This is a genomic window from Clostridium sp. MB05 (assembly GCF_046581255.1).
Lineage (GTDB): Bacteria > Bacillota > Clostridia > Clostridiales > Clostridiaceae > Clostridium.
The window spans coordinates 3326925-3344181 of the sequence record NZ_CP174370.1; the positions used below are offsets into that span (position 1 = coordinate 3326925).

Here is a 17257-nt window from a genome sequence, read left to right on the forward strand (position 1 = left end):
TATATTTCCATCAAAATTCTAATCAGCTATAATTTTCTTATAAAAAACTTTGAAATGCTCTTCATCCTTAAGTATTTCTTGAGCTTCTATGTAAGGTTTCATTATTACATCTTTACTTTCCTCTAAATAAAATTTAGCATATCCACCTTCTCCATATTTTTCTACTAAATGATTATAAACTCTGTTATATGTTTCCTCTTCATTTAAATCCTTATAGCTTTTCTTTGAAAAGTTATAACATCTTTCTATCATATCATATATATCTGTTGTTCTATCAGCATCTGAAACGATATATCCATATATACTTCTTGGTTCATGAGAATTTGATGCTCTATGATTCTCACATGCTTCCCCCATTAAAGTCAACTCTTCTTTTGTAAACCATCTTTCTAACTCTTTATCATTTATCAGCATATCCCTTGAATGCATTTGATGAGTTTTTCTATCAATACGCATTCCTAAATCATGATATACTGCAATAGTTAACACCATATTTTTATTTACTGGGAAATTTTTTGATAGTTTAATTGATGAATCTATTACTGTTGCTATATGTTTTATGCCATGTCCCTTATCAAAAACTTTATAATTTTCTAAAATATTTTCCATTAAATATTTTAATAAAGCTTTATCTACTTCATTATCAATTATATTGCTGACCTCTTTACTTATTATTTCTTTTATTTCATCTAAATTTTTCATATGTTATCTTAGTGAAAGAACTTTAATTAAAAAATCTATCACTAAATACGCCTCCCTCATTATTAATTCTAGTTATTTAATAAATTATATCTAATCATATTTCAGATATTTTCTGATTACAAATAATTATAATATGCAAATCATAAAATTAATATATTTATGCTAAATTTACTCAATAATTTATATTATTTAACTCTCGCTCATACACACTAAAATTCTATAATTTGTATATAAATTCATAAGCCTCTATAATATATATAATTATAATTTTTAGATTTATGGCGAAAATATCAATTTTATATTTTAGTAAAACTAGTCATACAAAAGAAATGGCTAATGTAGTATCTGAAGACATAAAAAAAGTAACTACAATTGAAGTTGGTGTATTGGATTTAAACAATGTAGATGATAGCTTTTTACTAGATAGTAAAGCTGTATTCATTTAGATGCTGCTGCATTAGATGAAAACTTTTCACAAAGTAAACCCATGTTTTCAATATTTGGAGAACATAGCACTAAAAGCTAAAGAATTATTTGAATAATACTATTTAAAATAAAACTAATATTGTTATAATATAAAAATAATAATTTAATTTTTCCAAAAGCTATATAATATATATTAAACATAAGAAGGAGGTTCCTTAATGAAGTGTGTTTCAATTTCTGGGAGAGCAGGACATGGAAAAGATACTTTAGCTTTGAAGTTAAAAGAAATACTAGAGGGAAAGGGTAAAAAAGTATTTATTATTCACTATGCCGACTATTTAAAAATGGTTGCAACACAAGTTTATGGTTGGAATGAATTAAAAGATAATAATGGTAGAACCTTACTTCAACATTTAGGAGATAAAATGAGAGAAGTAGATGAAATGTTTTTAATAAACGAATTACTAAAAATATTATCACTAGTTAGAGATGATTTTGATGTAGCCTTAATTCCTGATGCTAGATTTCCTAAAGAAATAGATTGTCTAAAATCCATTGGTAAAACTACATCAATTCATATTACTAGATTAAATTATGAAAGTAATTTAACAGAAACCCAAAATAAGCATAAAACAGAAATATCTCTTGATGATTATATTTACGATTATAATATATTCTCAAATGGGAATGATAATATATCTTCTATACTTTTAATAATAGAAGATATACTCTCTTAGGAATAACCCTTATAGGTTCTCTTTATATTAGACTATATTATTCTAAATTTAAAAAATAGAGCAAACTAAATTGTTTGCTCTATTATAATAAAAATAACTCTTCTTATGCAATTTCTTCAATATCTCTAACTTCTCTAAGCTTTTCTTCTACTAACTCTATAAGTTTTTCTTTATCTGCTTCATTATTTACAACATCCATCTTATCCATATCTATTATTAAAACCTCTGATGCATTATAACAATTTTCTACCCATTCATCGTAATCTTTCCATATAAAGCGGTAATATTCTTTTAAGCTTTCATCAATTTCAAAATCTCTTCCTCTTAATGCTATTCTATTTAAAACAGTTTCGAAGGATCCTTTTAAATACACCATTACATCTGGAGCTTTCTTAGGAAGCTCTTCTAACTCCTCAAGCATATTATTTAAAAGATCTTCATATATTTTCATCTCTAAGTCATTTATTCTACCAAGCTCCATATTTTTCTTAGCAAAATACCAATCTTCATAAATTGATCTATCTAATACATTGTCATTATGAACTAATGCTTCTTTTATACTTTTAAATCTAGTGTTTAAGAAATAAAGTTGTAATAAAAATGGATATCTCTTTTTTTGAATTTCTTCCTCACTCTCACTATAGAATAAAGGTAATATAGGGTTATCATCTACACTTTCATAAAATACATCTGATTTAAAGTGCTCCCCTAAAATTTCTGCTACAGAACTTTTCCCAAGCCCAATCATCCCACCAACAACTATCAACATGCTTCACCTATCCTTTACTTTTTGTCTTTCTCTATATTACATAATTTAAAATTTACTTTCAAGTCTTGACTTTTTATTTTTATACCATATATGGTATTTATATTTCAAAAATCACTATATATGGTATAATTATATAATTTCTCAAGTCTATATATTCATATTTGTTTAAATTATTAGTAACTTTCAGTTTAAACAATAACTAAAAAGTATTTATAATAAAAAAGTGGACATATGTAAGTTTGCTTATTCCATCACTTCGCTCCAAGTCAACGCAAACTTACATATGTCCACTTGGAAACTGAAGGAAGGAAATTATCAAAAGTTATCGACAGAATAAACTTTTGATAATTTTCTATAGAGTAAATAAAATAGAACTTATAAAATAGACATTAATAGAAAAGTCTACTTGTATAAGTTCTATTGCTAAATATTAATTACTTTATACTTACATATTTTAAATATTAATTCTCTTATAGTTACATAAGCTTTAATATTTCTTTTTTTATAGCTACAAATTCGTCACTGGTAACTATATCTTCATTTCTTTCCTTAGGTAGGTTAACCTTTATTTCACCATTTATAACTGCTGGCTTTTCTGATATTACATATATTCTATTAGAAAGTAATATTGCCTCTTCTATATCATGAGTTATGAATAGTATAGTTGAATTCATTTCTTTAGTTAAATCTAAAAGCCACTTTTGCATCTTTCTTCTAGTTATTGAATCTAAAGCACCAAAGGGTTCATCTAAAAGCATAATATCTCTTGATGTTAAATATGTCTTTAAGAAATTGGCTCTTTGTTTCATACCACCTGACAGTTGTGATGGATACTTATATTCAAAGCCACTAAGTCCAAATTCATTTATATGCTTTTTAACTTTTTCTCTAGCTTCTTTTTTATTATTTCCTTTAAATACAAGTGGAATTCCTATATTATCAATAACTTTTTTCCAAGGAACCATCATATCTTTTTGATACATATAGCTTAAATCGCCATTTATTTTTAATTCACCACTATCACACTTTATAATATTAGTTAATATATTAAATATTGTGCTTTTTCCACTGCCTGATGGACCTAAAATTGATACTAGTTCACCTTCATTAACTTCTATACTAATATCTTTTAATATCTCCATTTCATCAAAAGATTTAGATATATTTTTTAATAAAATCTTATTTTGATAGGAATTCATTTGTATAAGCCTCACTTGCTTTCATATCTTTATTTATAAGCTTATTATCTAATAAGAATTTAGTATAGTTATCCCATACACTATCTTTCATTTCTCCCCAAACAGCTGCATCATCTTTATATTTATCTGCAAGATATTTTTGACTTTCTATTGCAAGTTCTTCTCCTATTTCTGGAACTTTACTTACTAATAATTTTGCACTTTCTTCTGGATTTTTCATAGCAAACTCATATCCTTTAGTTGTTGCTTCAATAAACTTCTTAGCTAAATCCTTTTTATTATTAATAGTATCCTCAGTAGCTGCAATAATTGGTGTGTAGTAATCTAATGCTGGATCTAAATCTTTGACTGGTATATAGTTTATATCAAAACCTCTTAACTTAGCTTCAGTATTAGTCCAACCTTCAAATGTCCACTCAAAATCTAAGTTATTTTTAGTAGCTATAAAGAAATCTTCTGTTCCTACATCAACTGTTTTTAATTTACTAAAATCAGCTCCATTTTTCTCCATAACAGCTTTTAATATAGCCTGCTCTGATGGACTTCCCCATCCACCATAAACTTTATTTTCAAAATCCTTAACTGTTGTTATTCCCTTTTCCTTTGGTGAAGCAAAGCCTGATGTATTATGTTGTATAATTGTTGCTATTGCCTTAACTGGAAGTGGACTATCTGATGTTCTTGCATATGTTAAATCCTCTTGATAACTTACTGCAAAATCACCTTTTCCAGCAGCTAGAAGTTGTAATGATGATCCTTCTGATGGCTGAATTATTTCAACATCTAATCCAAGATCTTTATAATACCCTTTTTCCTGAGCTACATATAATCCTGTATGATTTGTATTTGGTGTCCAATCTAATATTACGGTAACCTTTTGTAATCCTTCTGAAGTTTTTGCTTCTTCTTTTTTGCTACATCCAGCTAATAGTGTGAATGCTGTTACAGATGCTAATACTACTGATATAATTTTTTTCTTTAACATTATTATTTCACCTCAAAATCTATTATTTTGTATTTTATTCCTTTATCTTTAATTTTTTATTATTCCATGGAGTAAATACTCTTTCCATCAAAGTAACTATAAAAAATATTGCCATGCTTATAACTACTATTATTACTATTGATGCAAACATTTTATCTAATGCATAAGCACTTCTGGCTCTTGTCATATATACCCCAAGACCTTTTTCTCCTCCAAGCCATTCTCCAATTACAGCTCCCATAATACTATAAGTTGCTGCAATTCTCATACCTGAAAAGAAGTTTATCATTCCATAAGGTAACTTTAAATGCATAAAAACATTAAGCTTAGATGCCCCCATTAATTTAAAATGATTGATTAAATCCTTATCTACACCTTCTAACCCATCAACTATACTAATTACTATTGGGAAAAAGCATACTAGCACAACCACTATTATCTTTGGAAGTGAACCAAATCCAAACCAAATTATAAATAATGGCGCAAGAGCAACTGTCGGTATAGTTTGAGATATAACTAGTACTGGATATAAAGCTCTTTTTACTAGTGGAATCATATCCATAATTATTGCTAGTATTATAGATAATCCTATTGCTATTAAAAATCCTATCATACCTTCATATAATGTAGTTAAAGTATGAGGTATCATAACTTTAAAATCTTTAACTAATGTTTGCATAACATCTGTTGGTGCTGGCATTATATACTTTTCTATGCCCCCAATAGTTACTATAAGCTGCCATAAAACTAATAAAATTATAATAAATACTATAGGTGCTAGTTTATTACCTATATTTTTTAATTTTTTCATCCATTGTCACGCCTTCTTTTTTATAATCTATTTTAACCATAGATACTACTCTTGATGCACCTTCTTCAGTACAAATTTCTTGAGCCCTTTTTACTATTTCTAATAATTCACTAAGCTCCCCCTCCATTGTAGTTTCCATAGCTCCAACTTCATACTTAACTCCAGTGGATGCTATATATTCTATAACCTTGTCCACAACAGGATAAATCTTGTCCTCACTAACTGTTGGTATTACTTGAAGACTTACATTACAAACTGACATAGTCTTTTCCTCCTCTAAATATATTTAAAAGTAAACAAATTTGATTTTATTTATATGTCCATATAGTAAAAAAATACAGTATCTCTGATTAGAAATACTGTATTATAGTTCAATTTGTATATTAAAATTCAATAACAAATAATCTCCCTACGTTGGCATTATCCAAATCAGGTTCATGGGTCAAAATAGTATCAACTTTATCTCAGGCAGTTCACCGCCCCCCCAGATATCTATTTACTTTTTATAGTTCCATTTTATTCATTTTTATTAGAAATGTCAAGTTAATCAATAATACTTATCAACTAAATAATTTTATTAATTGTATAATAATTATATATTACACAATCCATTTCTAAGTTAAGTTTCAACGATTTACTTTGCTTAATTCTCTAAGTGCTTTTCATCCCTCACCCTTATTAGTTCCAAATAATACAACTATAATCCCTAAAGCTCCTATGATTATTTTTATTATAGGCATTGAAATTAAAATTCTCCTAACTAATTATTCTAATATAATTACCTTCTATATTCTTTAGTAATTCATTAAGCTCTATATTCTTATAATTTGAAACCTTTTTAGCTACATCTATTATTGCACTTGGATATCCATATTCTCCATTAACCCATTCTAAAGCTGTTGGACCATCAGTTTCTATAAGTAATCTATTTAATGGTATTTTATCTAAAACTTCATTAGTTTTTTCTGAATACCCTATATCTACACTTATTGTAAAATAGCATCCAAGCTCAATATATTTTTCTAAAGTGCTTATTTCACCACTATACCAATGTATAATAGCTTTATTATAATTATTCCTTTTAAGAATATTATAAATTTCTTCTTCAGCTCCTTTTGTATGGATACTTACAAACTTATTTCTTTTAATACTTTCTTCTAGTATAAAATTAAAAATCTTTCTTTGTGCTTCATAAGTACTTTTATCTTCTACCCAGAAAAAATCTAAACCTATCTCCCCTATTAACTCACTTTCTTCTATATAAGGTATAAGACCTTCTAAATTCCCTTTATATTCTGCTGCTTTCCAGGGATGAATACCAAAGCATGGATTAATAAATTTACTCTTTTTACTGTATTCTTTATTTTTTATATAGCTCTTAATATCCATACTATTTGCTAAAGTTAGTATTTCATTTTTATTTATATCTTCAATTGCTTTTTCTATATTTTCACCGAAAAAATCTAAATGAGTGTGTGCATCTATATACATAATTCCTCCATGAATTCTAATTTAAGTAGCATAATTAACTCTTTAATTTATATTCTATATTAGTAATTTCTTAATTATATCCTTTTAATGTTACTGATATAATTTCTGGTGGATTAAATATTCTTACTGGAAATAAACTATTCCCCAATCCCCTACTAACAAACATTGTAGTTTTATCACTATTATAACTTCCACTAGTATATTTAGGGAAAAACCCTTGATTTGGAGCTATAATTCCTCCTACAAATGGAATCCTAACTTGGCCTCCATGAGCATGTCCTGAAAAAACTAAATTCATATTATTTTTAGAATATAAATCAAACAGCTCTGGTCTATGTGAAAGTAGTATCTTAAAGCCTTCAATATTTGACCAATTACTTAAATATTCCTCCATATTACTTATATCTGTCCCATCTGTATAATTCGAGGTAAGAAAAGATGGATCAGATGATCCTAAAAGATATATAGTACTATTTTCTTTTGTAATCTCTAACTTAGTATCATCTATTATATTAACTCCTACTTCAATTAAGCTATCCTTTATTTCAGAATATTTTCCTGACCATGCTTCATGATTTCCTGAAACATAATAAATTGGAGCAACTTCTATTGCACCATTAATAAAGTCCATTGCTTTATCTAAATTATATCTACGCCTATCTATCAAATCACCTGTAACTATAATAATATCTGGCGATAACTTTTCTATTTCTTCTAATATTTCTGATTGCTCTTTTCCAAACACTTTGTTATGCAAATCAGAAATATGTACAATTTTAAAGTCATTAAATTTAGATGGCACATCATAGCTTGAGTAATTAAAGTTAGAAATTGCAATACTATTATTCTGCCAAACGACAAACACATATAATGCTATAATTATTAAAAATACTAATATCAACTTCTTCATCCTTTTATATAAACCTCTCATTTCCCATCCATAATTATATTCCTTAGTCAAATTCTATTAATTTTAACTTAACCTTTTAATTAGCTAAAGTTCTACACCTTTTAAATTTTTATTTAAATTTATCTGTAAAACCATAACTCCTATACCACTAATTAAGACCATTAAATAAAAGCTTATACCTCTACTAAGTAGCATAGCAGAACTTATTAGATGAATTGGAAATAAAGTCTTAAAAAATATTAAGAACCCTTTCTCTCCTATTCCTACCGCACCTGGCAACGGTAATGCTGCACCTGTAATGTATAAGGTAGACTGAATCAAAATGAATTGAATTAAAGACCCAGATGACATTCCAATGGATTTATATATCCAAAACGGGATGCTATGCAATGCTAAAATTTGTACCGTGGTAGTAAGAATAGTTTTAATTATAAAAAATTTATCATTTTTAATATAATCTGCACCCTTTTTATACTTCTCTATCTCTATTAATGCCTTTTCATTAAATATTATAGATTTTTGGTAATTAAAGTGTTGTAAAACTTTAACGCATAAGTTTACAGCTTTAAAAATAAGCTTTTTTGAAAAAATAGATACCAATATTAATACTAATAAAATTACATTTAACCCAATCCCTAAAAATAGTAATATACTAAACTTTCCAAGAGTTCCTTTTAAAAATTCAAATTTTATTATTACTCCCATAATTGCCATTGATACGGTAACAAGTTGATATGTTGCAAGACATATTAGTAACGCAAGCATGCCATTAGAAATATCTATCTTTTTTTTATGCATATAATAAAGCTGCATTGGCTGCCCCCCAGTGGCTGACGGTGTTATAGAACTGAAAAAAATTCCCGTAAATGAATACTGTACACATTCAAGTAGTGTTGCCCTTTCTTTAAAACTCTTTAAACTACGCCTTATATTTATAGCCTCACAAAGAACCACAAGAGACATAGCAGCTATGCCAATAGCAATATATACTAAGTTTACATCTGACACTGTTTTTATAATCTCTTTAAAGTCAGCATTGAAAAAAATCATTTTGAATGTTACTATAACAATTATTATAAATAACCCACCATTTTTCAATAAATTCACTAGTTTTTTACATTTGTTCATAAAGTTCCTCCAAAGTTCCAAAGGTAATTCCTTGTGATTTCCAAATTGGAAGAACTATCTCTAATGCTTCAACAGTTCTTTTCGGAGCATCATTTTTTCCTCGACCATCATGAAGACAGATAATATCTCCTCTTTCTGTTTCACGAAGCAATCTATCTGCTATAGTTGTTGCATCTATATTTGCCTTCCAATCTCCTACAATTACATTCCAAAGAACAATCTTTAAATTTAAATTCTTTATTTCCTTTATAGCCGCCAAGCTGAAATGCCCCCAAGGAGGTCTAAAAAACTTCGGTTTAATACCAAGTTCTTTTAATATATCCATACTTTTTGAAAAATCTTTTCTTATATTCCATGGTGTCTGAAAAATTTCATTTTTATGTTCTAATGAATGTAGTCCTATTACATGTCCATCTTCTTTTATTTCCTTAATAATTTCAGGATTATTTTTAGCAAATTCCGCTACAACAAAGAACGTTGCTTGAACTTGGTAAGTCTTTAGGACTTTAAGAACTTCTGTAGTATATTTATTGTCAACGCCATCGTCAAATGTCAAGTATATATTTTCTATTTCTTTTTCTCTCCTAAGCTTTTTTAGTTTCTTATTCCATATTCTATAAATTAATGTAGGAATTACTCCATATATTATTAAAGATATTATCGTTATAATTATCAATATAATTATCCACATCTTTTTTCACATTCCTTTCGTAAACTTCATTTAGTTTAAATTCAGAAATTTCATTCTTCAAATGTTGCATATTATATTTCATTTGTCCTAAAAGCCTATCGTTACTTATTAAAGATATAATATCTTCAGATATATTAGAGTTATTTTCCCAAGCAATTTTTCCTATAAGCATTTTTTCAATAAATTCAGCATTTCCAACCTCTTGAGATAGAAATGGTTTAATAATATATAACGGTGTAGTCGTGTAAATAGCTTCAAAAGTAGAAATTCCTCCTGGCTTAGTAATTAGTAAATCTGACCTTTCCATATATTTATATACTTCATCTGTATAACCAACTGCATCTATTTTAGGGTAATCTTTTTTAATCTTTTTTAATAACTTTTTATTTCTACCAGTTATAATTGTAATATGAACCCCGCTTGATTCATATAATTCTTCTAATATATTATCAAGGCCTCTTATTAACCCAAGCCCTCCTCCCATTATTAGGATTTTCTTTTTATCATTAATAGATTGCACTTCCATTTCATTTTTAAATGATTTCCTTACAGGTATTCCATTTATAATAATTTTCTCAGCAGCAACTCCTTTTGATAAAAGGAGTTCCATTGTGCTTCTCGCTGCTACAAAATACATATTAGTCTTATTAGCAATCCATCCATCATGAGCTGTAATATCCGTAATATGTGTATATAGTTGAATATCGTCTTCATATTCCTCCTTATAAGTTGAAATAAAGCGAGAACATGCAGACCATGTAGATACTATTAAATCAGGATTATATTTTTCAATTAGAGAATTTATTTTATTTAAATTTCGTCTCCTTAAGCAAGTTTTTTCATGTTTCATAGCAAAACTATTTATAAAGTTGTACACACATGAAAATCTACATATAAAAAGATTAAAGAATCTATAAACTAGTTTATACATAATAGGGAACAATACCTTTACGATATCTACAACTTCAATAATATCGTCAGTATTAGATTCAAGTAATTCTTCCTTAATAGCCTCTGCAGCACAATAATGCCCCATTCCAAAACGGCTTGTTAAAATTAATATTTTCATGTAATTATTTCCTCTCTTTAGTTTTACGCTAAATGTATATTAACGATAATTAAAACTTTATATAAATAATACTACTAAATTATTAATTTCAACTTTATAAAGCCTTAAGATTTCCTAAAGTTTAAAACATTTCTACAAACACTAAGTCCATCTATATCATTTTACATTATGTCTAGTAATATTAAATCTTTTTATCTCTTCTTCAGCTTGTAACCCATTAGGATTTACTTTAACTTTATATCCTTCCTTCATTAAAGCAAATCTTAAGATTTCACTTATATCTTTATCATCTTCTATAATTAATATATTCTCTCTCATATTTCTCTCCCAAAGCATTATTATTTCCTTCTCATTATAAGGCACAATTGTTAACACCTTTTACTGAGTTATTTCCAAAGTGTAAACATAGAATTTTTTATATGTTTACACTTTAAATATTTACTCTTAATTTAATTATTTATATTAATAACTTTTATTTGATAAAAAGCTTATATATTATTAAAGCTACAAATATAATCCAAATAACAATTATTGGAATTCCATATATCCAGCTCTTAGGCTTTCCATTTGTCCAAAGTTCCTTTGATTTTTCTTCACATTCCCCTATGATTTCTTTCGGTATGAGTTTTATTGATATGTATATTAGTAAAGGTAGTATTAGTAAATCATCTAAATATCCTAAGATAGGAATAAAATCTTGTATTAAATCTATTGGTGATAAAGCATATACTACAGTTATACCAGCTAATATTTTTGCAATTATTGGAGTATCCTTATTCTTATATGCTAAATAAACTACTTTTATTTTTAACTTAAATTTTTCTATAATATTTTTGATATTCATTTTTTCTTCCTCTAATTTATTAACTTATCTACATTATATAATTAATTCCAATATAAAGAAATAAAAAAGACGACTCCCATTTAATAGAGAAATCATCTTCTACGTGATTGATATTTACTAATTAAATATCATTTATATCTAAAGATATATTTATATTTTTATTATTAGGTTCTAACTTTGTAGTTTTTACTCCAGCTGCATTTAATAATCTTTTAGAAGCCTTAACAATATCAGTATCAGCATATTTATCTGATAAATAAACAACTTCCTTTATCCCAGCTTGTATTATAGCCTTTGCGCACTCATTACAAGGGAATAGGGCAACATAAATCTTAGATCCATAAAGGTCGGTTCCTCTACTATTTAAAATAGCATTAAGCTCAGCATGAACTACATAAGGATATTTTGTTTCTAACATATCTCCTTCTCTACTCCACGGAAATTCGTCATCAGAGCAGCCTCTTGGAAGTCCATTATATCCTTGGCTTAATATTTTATTGTCATTATCAACTATACAAGCTCCAACTTGAGTGCTAGGGTCCTTACTTCTTTTTCCTGCAAGTATTGCTACCCCCATAAAATATTCATCCCATGATATGTAATCATTTCTCTTCACTTAAATTCCCCCTTATTAGTATTCTTTTTTATTATTATACTCTAAGAATGCTCTTAGTCAAATATTATTAGGATAACTAATTCCCCCTAAAATATGAAGGAGGTACTTTTATATATACCTCCTAACATTAACAATATTCAACTTATACATTCATAAAGAATCTTTTGATTAATTCTTTCTAATTTATATACATTATAATTTTAATTCAAACTATCTTCTCTAACATATCTGCTGTTACTGGTAAATTTTTAGAATAGGTTGGATTAATATGATGCTCACTACCCTTCAGCATTGTTAATCCATTCTCATTTGTCGTATTTGTAGCACCTAAAGAATCCTCTGTTCCCAAGTAACCTCTATAATTATAAACTCCTTCTGGTACATTTACTCCTATTCCTAAAGAAATAAAACTTGTTTCACTATACATAGAATTTTTTCCCTCATTTTTGAGTCTGAATAATGCATTTGCTGAATCCATACTTCCTTTACTATGTCCTATAACTCTTTGTGGACGAGCGCCATCTAAGTATAGAGAATATAATTTATAAGAAGCTGAATTACTATAGTATGTCCCATCAATATTATTAGGTCTACCTACGTAATATCCTTGAGAGCCATAATACCAGATAGTAGAGTCCCCCCAGCCACTAACTATCCCTGCTACAGGCTCTCCCAATTCATTTGCTATTTGTTTTGCCATTGCTGCAGTTCCTAATGAACTACTTCCAACCCCTGCCATTACAACAGTTTGCACTGTATTATTTTTTACTAAATCATCTGCCCATAAATACGTAAATACAGTTCTATCACTATTAGGATACATAACAATCACAGTTCCTGGAGCTAAATTATAAGTTACAGTTCTTTCATACGTACTTAAAAGATGAATAGAATACATCTTCGTTTCTGTAAAGTGATTTGCCTTAGCTGTCAAAGTGCTTCCAGGTAGAAAGCCTCCAATTGCTAACATTAAAGCTAATACAATTATTGATATTAACTTTGATGGTTTTAATGTGCTTCTCTTTTTGATTAACATTTTTTACCTTCCTTTATTTTTTATTTATTTCTCATTTAAATAACCTTCTAAAAATTAAATTTATTTAAGCCAATACTAAGAGATACACTTTTTCATTAACTACACCTCTTATGTTATACGTTTTCAAAATTATGTTTTTTTACTTGGGTAACTTAGTAAGTCATGTTGTAATTTGATGTGATTTCTATTGATTTGAGTTTATATGTAATTAAATTATATAATTAATTGTATTTCTTGTACATATAAAATATGCTTTTAACTATAATTCATATTTAAAATAAATATAAAGCTAACTCATTTGTATTAAACAAAAAAGTTAGCTTATAATCTAAAAATAGTACCAAGCATTATTACCCCATTAATGTTTTAAAATGTTAATCATTAGTAAAAGATAATTAGAAATTTCTAAATCTTAAATATCTTTCTTCTAAAAGCTTATTTCTATCTTTGCTTTCCAGCACTTTTATTTCATTTATTAATTCTTCCTTAATTGAGTTTGCAACTAAGTCTACATTCTTATGTGCTCCACCTTTAGGTTCCTTTATTATTTTTTCAATAACTCCTCCTTCTAAAAGATCATAAGAAGTTATTCCCATAGTTTCTGCAACTTCTTTAGACCTTGAAGGATCTTTTAAAAGTATTGAAGCAAATCCCTCTGGTGAAAGAATTGAATAAACTGAGTTTTCAAGCATCCATACTCTATCTCCACAAGCTAAGGCTAAAGCTCCACCACTTCCACCTTCTCCTATTACTATAGAGATTATAGGTACTCTTATTTGAGCTATTTCTATTAAATTTCTCGCTATTGCTTCACCTTGCCCTCTTTCTTCAGCTCCAATACCGCAATAAGCTCCTGATGTATTTATAAAGCAAATAATAGGTCTATTAAACTTCTCTGCTTGTTTCATAAGCCTTAATGCCTTTCTATAGCCTTCAGGATGAGGTGACCCAAAGTTTCTTTCCATATTTTCTTTTAAGTCTTTTCCTTTTTGTATTCCTATTATAGTAACTGGATTTCCATCTAAAAGACCTATTCCACCTACTATTGATTTATCATCTTTAAAACATCTATCACCATGTAACTCAAAAAAGTTTGTAAATATTTTATCTATATAATCAAGTGTAGTTGGTCTTTCTACCATTCTTGCAATTACTAGTCTATCCCAAGCTTTAATTTTTTTAACCATAACTACACCTCCCTAATCTTATGAAATTTAAGAAGAGTTGAAAGAGTGCTCTTTAAATTTTCTCTTTTTATAATATTATCTATAAATCCATTTTGTAATAAAAACTCAGCACTTTGAAAATCTTCTGGTAATTTCTCTTTTATAGTTCCTTCTATTACTCTTCTTCCAGCAAAACCTACTAATGCATTTGGTTCTGCAAGTATAATGTCTCCAAGCATAGCAAAACTTGCTGTAACTCCACCTGTAGTTGGATCTGTTAATACAGTTATATAAAGAAGTCCTTCTTTACTATGTTTTGCAAGTGCACTACTTATTTTAGCCATTTGCATTAAGGAAAATATCCCTTCTTGCATTCTAGCTCCTCCAGAAGCTGTAAAGATTATAATAGGGAGCTTTCTTTTAGTTGCTTCCTCTACTGCTAATGTTATTTTTTCTCCTACTACAGTACCCATACTTCCCATTAGAAAGTTTGAGTCCATAACTGCAATAATTGTTTTATTTCCTCCAATTTCTCCTTCTCCTGTTACCACAGCTTCAGTAACTTCGCTTTTTTCTTTATTAACTTTTAACTTTTCTTCATAATTTGGAAAATTCATTGGATTTTTTGATTCCATGTATTTATTAAATTCTTTAAAACTTCCTTTATCACAAATTTGTGATATTCTTTCATAACTACCTAGTCTAAAGTGATAACTACAATTACTGCATATATTAAGGCTTTCTTCTAAAGACTTTTTATATAAAATTTTTCCGCACTTATTGCACTTTACCCAAGTCCCATCTGGAACTACTGGTACGTCTTTTTCTTCTTCCTTAATTAAATTAATTACTGCATACTTTCTCTTTTTAAAAATCCCCATAATTTCACCAACTATAAATTATATTCTTTGCTTATGAAACTAGTATCGAAGTCCCCTAAGCGAAATTTTTCGTTATTTAAAATTTCTATTTGGAATTCTATGTTATTATCAATTCCCTCAATTACAAATTCATCTAAGGCTCTAAGCATCTTATTAATTGCTTCTTCTCTATCTTTACCATGAGCTATTAACTTTGCTATCATTGAATCGTAAGTAGGTGGAATTGTATATCCTGAATAGACTGCCGTATCTACTCTTATTCCATTACCTCCAGGTAAATTTAAAAATTCTATTTTCCCTGGAGAAGGTGCAAATCCCTTTTTAGGATTTTCTGCATTTATTCTACATTCTATTGCATGACCTTTTATTTCTACTTGCTCTTGAGAAATACTTAATTCTTCTCCATTTGCAATTTTTATTTGCTCTTTTACAATATCTACTGATGTTATCATTTCTGTAACTGGATGTTCTACTTGAATTCTTGTATTCATCTCCATAAAATAAAAGTTTCTATGCTTATCTACTAGAAACTCTATAGTTCCTGCATTTACATAATTCACAGCTCTTGCTGCATTAATTGCTACTTTCCCCATTTCTTCTCTTAACTTATCTTCTAATATAGATGATGGGGCTTCTTCTAAGACCTTTTGATTTCTTCTTTGTATAGTACAATCTCTTTCTCCTAGGTAAATTATATTTCCATATTCATCACCTAAAATTTGAAATTCTATATGTCTTGGATTTTCTATAAATTTTTCAATATATACTGTATCATCACCAAAATTTGTTTTAGCTTCTGATTTGGCAGTAAAATAAGCATTTTCAAGTTCTTCTTCTTTATGAACTATTCTAATACCTTTACCACCACCTCCTAAGGCTGCTTTTATCATTACTGGATAACCTATTTCTTTAGCTTCTATATATGCATCCTCAATGCTTTTAACTATACCATTACTTCCTGGGATTACTGGAACATTAGCACTTTTCATAATTTCTCTTGCTCTTGATTTATCTCCCATAATGCCTATAGTCTTACTGTTTGGTCCAATAAATTTTATATTGCACTCCTCACATATAGATGCAAATTCAGCATTTTCAGATAAAAAACCAAACCCTGGATGAATTGCATTGCATTTTGTTATAACTGCTGCACTTATAATATTGCTTTCATTTAAATATGAGTCCTTTGATCTAGGCTTTCCAACGCAAATAGCTTCATCTGCAAGCTGTGTATGCATAGCATCCTTATCAGCTTCTGAGTAAATAGCGACAGTTTTAATTCCAAGCTCTTTGCAAGCTCTTATTATTCTAACTGCTATCTCTCCTCTATTAGCTATTAAAACCTTTCTAATCATAAAAACACCTCTTTACTATCCTACCATAAAGGTTAATTCTGTTTCACAGACCTTTTTACCATCTACATAAGCAATTCCTTTTCCTATACCCGCTGCACCTCTTATTTTAGTAAGCTCAACTTCTAGTTTTAAAGTATCTCCAGGCACAACTTTTTTTCTAAATTTAGCATTATTTATTCCACCAAAGTATGCAATTTTCCCTTTAAACTCTTCTCTTTTTAAAAGGGCTACTGCTCCGGCTTGTGCAAGTGCTTCTACAATTAAAACCCCTGGCATAACTGGCTCTACTGGAAAATGTCCTTGGAAAAAGTACTCATTCATAGTTACATTTTTTATTGCTACTATTTTGTTATCCTCTAAGCTTTCAACCCTATCTAATAATAAAAATGGGTATCTATGAGGAATTATTTCCATAATTTCTTTTATATCCATATCTCTATA

At 28.3% G+C, this 17257-nt stretch carries 21 protein-coding genes and 1 riboswitch; of the genes, 2 read left to right on the top strand and 19 right to left on the bottom strand.

The window, feature by feature from the left end; translation table 11 throughout:
- Window positions 1–18: 18 nt before the first annotated feature.
- Complete coding sequence (locus ACH36K_RS15565; protein ID WP_411168517.1) at window positions 19–702, bottom strand: HD domain-containing protein; 684 nt, start codon at window positions 700–702, stop codon at window positions 19–21.
- A 278-nt stretch (window positions 703–980) separates the two neighbouring features.
- Between ACH36K_RS15565 and ACH36K_RS15570 the strand changes: the two genes are divergently transcribed.
- The gene (locus tag ACH36K_RS15570; protein ID WP_411168518.1) at window positions 981–1148 is read left to right on the top strand and encodes a hypothetical protein; all 168 of its coding nucleotides are present in this window, start codon (window positions 981–983) and stop codon (window positions 1146–1148) included.
- A 198-nt stretch (window positions 1149–1346) separates the two neighbouring features.
- Window positions 1347–1865: a hypothetical protein gene (locus tag ACH36K_RS15575; protein WP_411168519.1), complete on the top strand. Its 519-nt coding sequence runs from the start codon at window positions 1347–1349 to the stop codon at window positions 1863–1865.
- A gap of 103 nt (window positions 1866–1968) precedes the next feature.
- Here the strand turns inward: ACH36K_RS15575 and ACH36K_RS15580 are convergent, their stop codons facing one another.
- The 18 genes from ACH36K_RS15580 to fabZ all read right to left on the bottom strand — a co-directional run bounded on the left by ACH36K_RS15580 (window position 1969) and on the right by fabZ (window position 17248).
- Window positions 1969–2634: a deoxynucleoside kinase gene (locus ACH36K_RS15580; RefSeq protein WP_411168520.1), complete on the bottom strand. Its 666-nt coding sequence runs from the start codon at window positions 2632–2634 to the stop codon at window positions 1969–1971.
- A 476-nt stretch (window positions 2635–3110) separates the two neighbouring features.
- Complete coding sequence (locus ACH36K_RS15585) at window positions 3111–3833, bottom strand: ABC transporter ATP-binding protein (protein ID WP_411168521.1); 723 nt, start codon at window positions 3831–3833, stop codon at window positions 3111–3113.
- Window positions 3814–4818 carry an ABC transporter substrate-binding protein gene (locus ACH36K_RS15590; RefSeq protein ID WP_411168522.1) on the bottom strand — a complete coding sequence of 335 codons (1005 nt, stop codon included), beginning with the start codon at window positions 4816–4818 and terminating at the stop codon, window positions 3814–3816. The genes ACH36K_RS15585 and ACH36K_RS15590 overlap by 20 nt, the downstream gene beginning before the upstream one ends.
- Window positions 4819–4852: 34 nt before the next feature.
- A complete protein-coding gene (locus ACH36K_RS15595) occupies window positions 4853–5629 on the bottom strand; it encodes an ABC transporter permease (protein WP_411168523.1) in 777 nt (258 codons plus the stop codon).
- A complete protein-coding gene (locus tag ACH36K_RS15600; protein WP_411168524.1) occupies window positions 5604–5891 on the bottom strand; it encodes an MTH1187 family thiamine-binding protein in 288 nt (95 codons plus the stop codon). The genes ACH36K_RS15595 and ACH36K_RS15600 overlap by 26 nt, the downstream gene beginning before the upstream one ends.
- A gap of 127 nt (window positions 5892–6018) precedes the next feature.
- Window positions 6019–6126: riboswitch (TPP riboswitch) on the bottom strand.
- A gap of 259 nt (window positions 6127–6385) precedes the next feature.
- A complete protein-coding gene (locus tag ACH36K_RS15605) occupies window positions 6386–7120 on the bottom strand; it encodes a TatD family hydrolase (protein ID WP_411168525.1) in 735 nt (244 codons plus the stop codon).
- A 70-nt stretch (window positions 7121–7190) separates the two neighbouring features.
- Complete coding sequence (locus tag ACH36K_RS15610; RefSeq protein WP_411168526.1) at window positions 7191–8030, bottom strand: metallophosphoesterase; 840 nt, start codon at window positions 8028–8030, stop codon at window positions 7191–7193.
- 84 nt (window positions 8031–8114) lie between these two features.
- Entirely contained in the window at window positions 8115–9158 is a 1044-nt protein-coding gene (locus tag ACH36K_RS15615; RefSeq protein WP_411168527.1) for a lysylphosphatidylglycerol synthase transmembrane domain-containing protein, read from the bottom strand.
- Window positions 9145–9834, bottom strand: coding sequence for a polysaccharide deacetylase family protein (locus ACH36K_RS15620; protein WP_411168528.1), 690 nt, complete (start codon window positions 9832–9834; stop codon window positions 9145–9147). The genes ACH36K_RS15615 and ACH36K_RS15620 overlap by 14 nt, the downstream gene beginning before the upstream one ends.
- Complete coding sequence (locus ACH36K_RS15625) at window positions 9773–10918, bottom strand: MGDG synthase family glycosyltransferase (RefSeq protein ID WP_411168529.1); 1146 nt, start codon at window positions 10916–10918, stop codon at window positions 9773–9775. Before ACH36K_RS15625 ends, ACH36K_RS15620 begins: the two co-directional genes overlap by 62 nt.
- Before the next feature lie 156 nt (window positions 10919–11074).
- Window positions 11075–11236 (bottom strand): hypothetical protein, encoded by a 162-nt coding sequence (locus ACH36K_RS15630; RefSeq protein ID WP_411168530.1) that lies wholly within the window; start codon window positions 11234–11236, stop codon window positions 11075–11077.
- 154 nt (window positions 11237–11390) lie between these two features.
- Window positions 11391–11762, bottom strand: coding sequence for a YkvA family protein (locus tag ACH36K_RS15635; RefSeq protein ID WP_411168531.1), 372 nt, complete (start codon window positions 11760–11762; stop codon window positions 11391–11393).
- A gap of 121 nt (window positions 11763–11883) precedes the next feature.
- The gene (locus ACH36K_RS15640) at window positions 11884–12378 is read right to left on the bottom strand and encodes a deoxycytidylate deaminase (protein ID WP_411168532.1); all 495 of its coding nucleotides are present in this window, start codon (window positions 12376–12378) and stop codon (window positions 11884–11886) included.
- 205 nt (window positions 12379–12583) lie between these two features.
- Window positions 12584–13414, bottom strand: coding sequence for a hypothetical protein (locus tag ACH36K_RS15645; RefSeq protein WP_411168533.1), 831 nt, complete (start codon window positions 13412–13414; stop codon window positions 12584–12586).
- A gap of 395 nt (window positions 13415–13809) precedes the next feature.
- Complete coding sequence (locus ACH36K_RS15650) at window positions 13810–14601, bottom strand: acetyl-CoA carboxylase carboxyltransferase subunit alpha (RefSeq protein ID WP_411168534.1); 792 nt, start codon at window positions 14599–14601, stop codon at window positions 13810–13812.
- Between the two features lie 2 nt (window positions 14602–14603).
- Complete coding sequence (accD, locus tag ACH36K_RS15655; RefSeq protein ID WP_411168535.1) at window positions 14604–15461, bottom strand: acetyl-CoA carboxylase, carboxyltransferase subunit beta; 858 nt, start codon at window positions 15459–15461, stop codon at window positions 14604–14606.
- Between the two features lie 11 nt (window positions 15462–15472).
- Window positions 15473–16816: an acetyl-CoA carboxylase biotin carboxylase subunit gene (locus tag ACH36K_RS15660; RefSeq protein ID WP_411168536.1), complete on the bottom strand. Its 1344-nt coding sequence runs from the start codon at window positions 16814–16816 to the stop codon at window positions 15473–15475.
- Between the two features lie 15 nt (window positions 16817–16831).
- Window positions 16832–17248, bottom strand: coding sequence for a 3-hydroxyacyl-ACP dehydratase FabZ (gene fabZ / locus ACH36K_RS15665; protein WP_411168537.1), 417 nt, complete (start codon window positions 17246–17248; stop codon window positions 16832–16834).
- Window positions 17249–17257 lie beyond the last annotated feature (9 nt).

Bases quoted from the DNA above. Each gene is read 5' to 3' on its own strand.
- ACH36K_RS15565 (WP_411168517.1), bottom strand. From the start codon at position 702: ATGAAAAATTTAGATGAAATAAAAGAAATAATAAGTAAAGAGGTCAGC.
- ACH36K_RS15570 (WP_411168518.1), top strand. From the start codon at position 981: ATGGCGAAAATATCAATTTTATATTTTAGTAAAACTAGTCATACAAAA.
- ACH36K_RS15575 (WP_411168519.1), top strand. From the start codon at position 1,347: ATGAAGTGTGTTTCAATTTCTGGGAGAGCAGGACATGGAAAAGATACT.
- ACH36K_RS15580 (WP_411168520.1), bottom strand. From the start codon at position 2,634: ATGTTGATAGTTGTTGGTGGGATGATTGGGCTTGGGAAAAGTTCTGTA.
- ACH36K_RS15585 (WP_411168521.1), bottom strand. From the start codon at position 3,833: ATGAATTCCTATCAAAATAAGATTTTATTAAAAAATATATCTAAATCT.
- ACH36K_RS15590 (WP_411168522.1), bottom strand. From the start codon at position 4,818: ATGTTAAAGAAAAAAATTATATCAGTAGTATTAGCATCTGTAACAGCA.
- ACH36K_RS15595 (WP_411168523.1), bottom strand. From the start codon at position 5,629: ATGAAAAAATTAAAAAATATAGGTAATAAACTAGCACCTATAGTATTT.
- ACH36K_RS15600 (WP_411168524.1), bottom strand. From the start codon at position 5,891: ATGTCAGTTTGTAATGTAAGTCTTCAAGTAATACCAACAGTTAGTGAG.
- ACH36K_RS15605 (WP_411168525.1), bottom strand. From the start codon at position 7,120: ATGTATATAGATGCACACACTCATTTAGATTTTTTCGGTGAAAATATA.
- ACH36K_RS15610 (WP_411168526.1), bottom strand. From the start codon at position 8,030: ATGAAGAAGTTGATATTAGTATTTTTAATAATTATAGCATTATATGTG.
- ACH36K_RS15615 (WP_411168527.1), bottom strand. From the start codon at position 9,158: ATGAACAAATGTAAAAAACTAGTGAATTTATTGAAAAATGGTGGGTTA.
- ACH36K_RS15625 (WP_411168529.1), bottom strand. From the start codon at position 10,918: ATGAAAATATTAATTTTAACAAGCCGTTTTGGAATGGGGCATTATTGT.
- ACH36K_RS15630 (WP_411168530.1), bottom strand. From the start codon at position 11,236: ATGAGAGAGAATATATTAATTATAGAAGATGATAAAGATATAAGTGAA.
- ACH36K_RS15635 (WP_411168531.1), bottom strand. From the start codon at position 11,762: ATGAATATCAAAAATATTATAGAAAAATTTAAGTTAAAAATAAAAGTA.
- ACH36K_RS15645 (WP_411168533.1), bottom strand. From the start codon at position 13,414: ATGTTAATCAAAAAGAGAAGCACATTAAAACCATCAAAGTTAATATCA.
- ACH36K_RS15650 (WP_411168534.1), bottom strand. From the start codon at position 14,601: ATGGTTAAAAAAATTAAAGCTTGGGATAGACTAGTAATTGCAAGAATG.
- accD (WP_411168535.1), bottom strand. From the start codon at position 15,461: ATGGGGATTTTTAAAAAGAGAAAGTATGCAGTAATTAATTTAATTAAG.
- ACH36K_RS15660 (WP_411168536.1), bottom strand. From the start codon at position 16,816: ATGATTAGAAAGGTTTTAATAGCTAATAGAGGAGAGATAGCAGTTAGA.
- fabZ (WP_411168537.1), bottom strand. From the start codon at position 17,248: ATGGATATAAAAGAAATTATGGAAATAATTCCTCATAGATACCCATTT.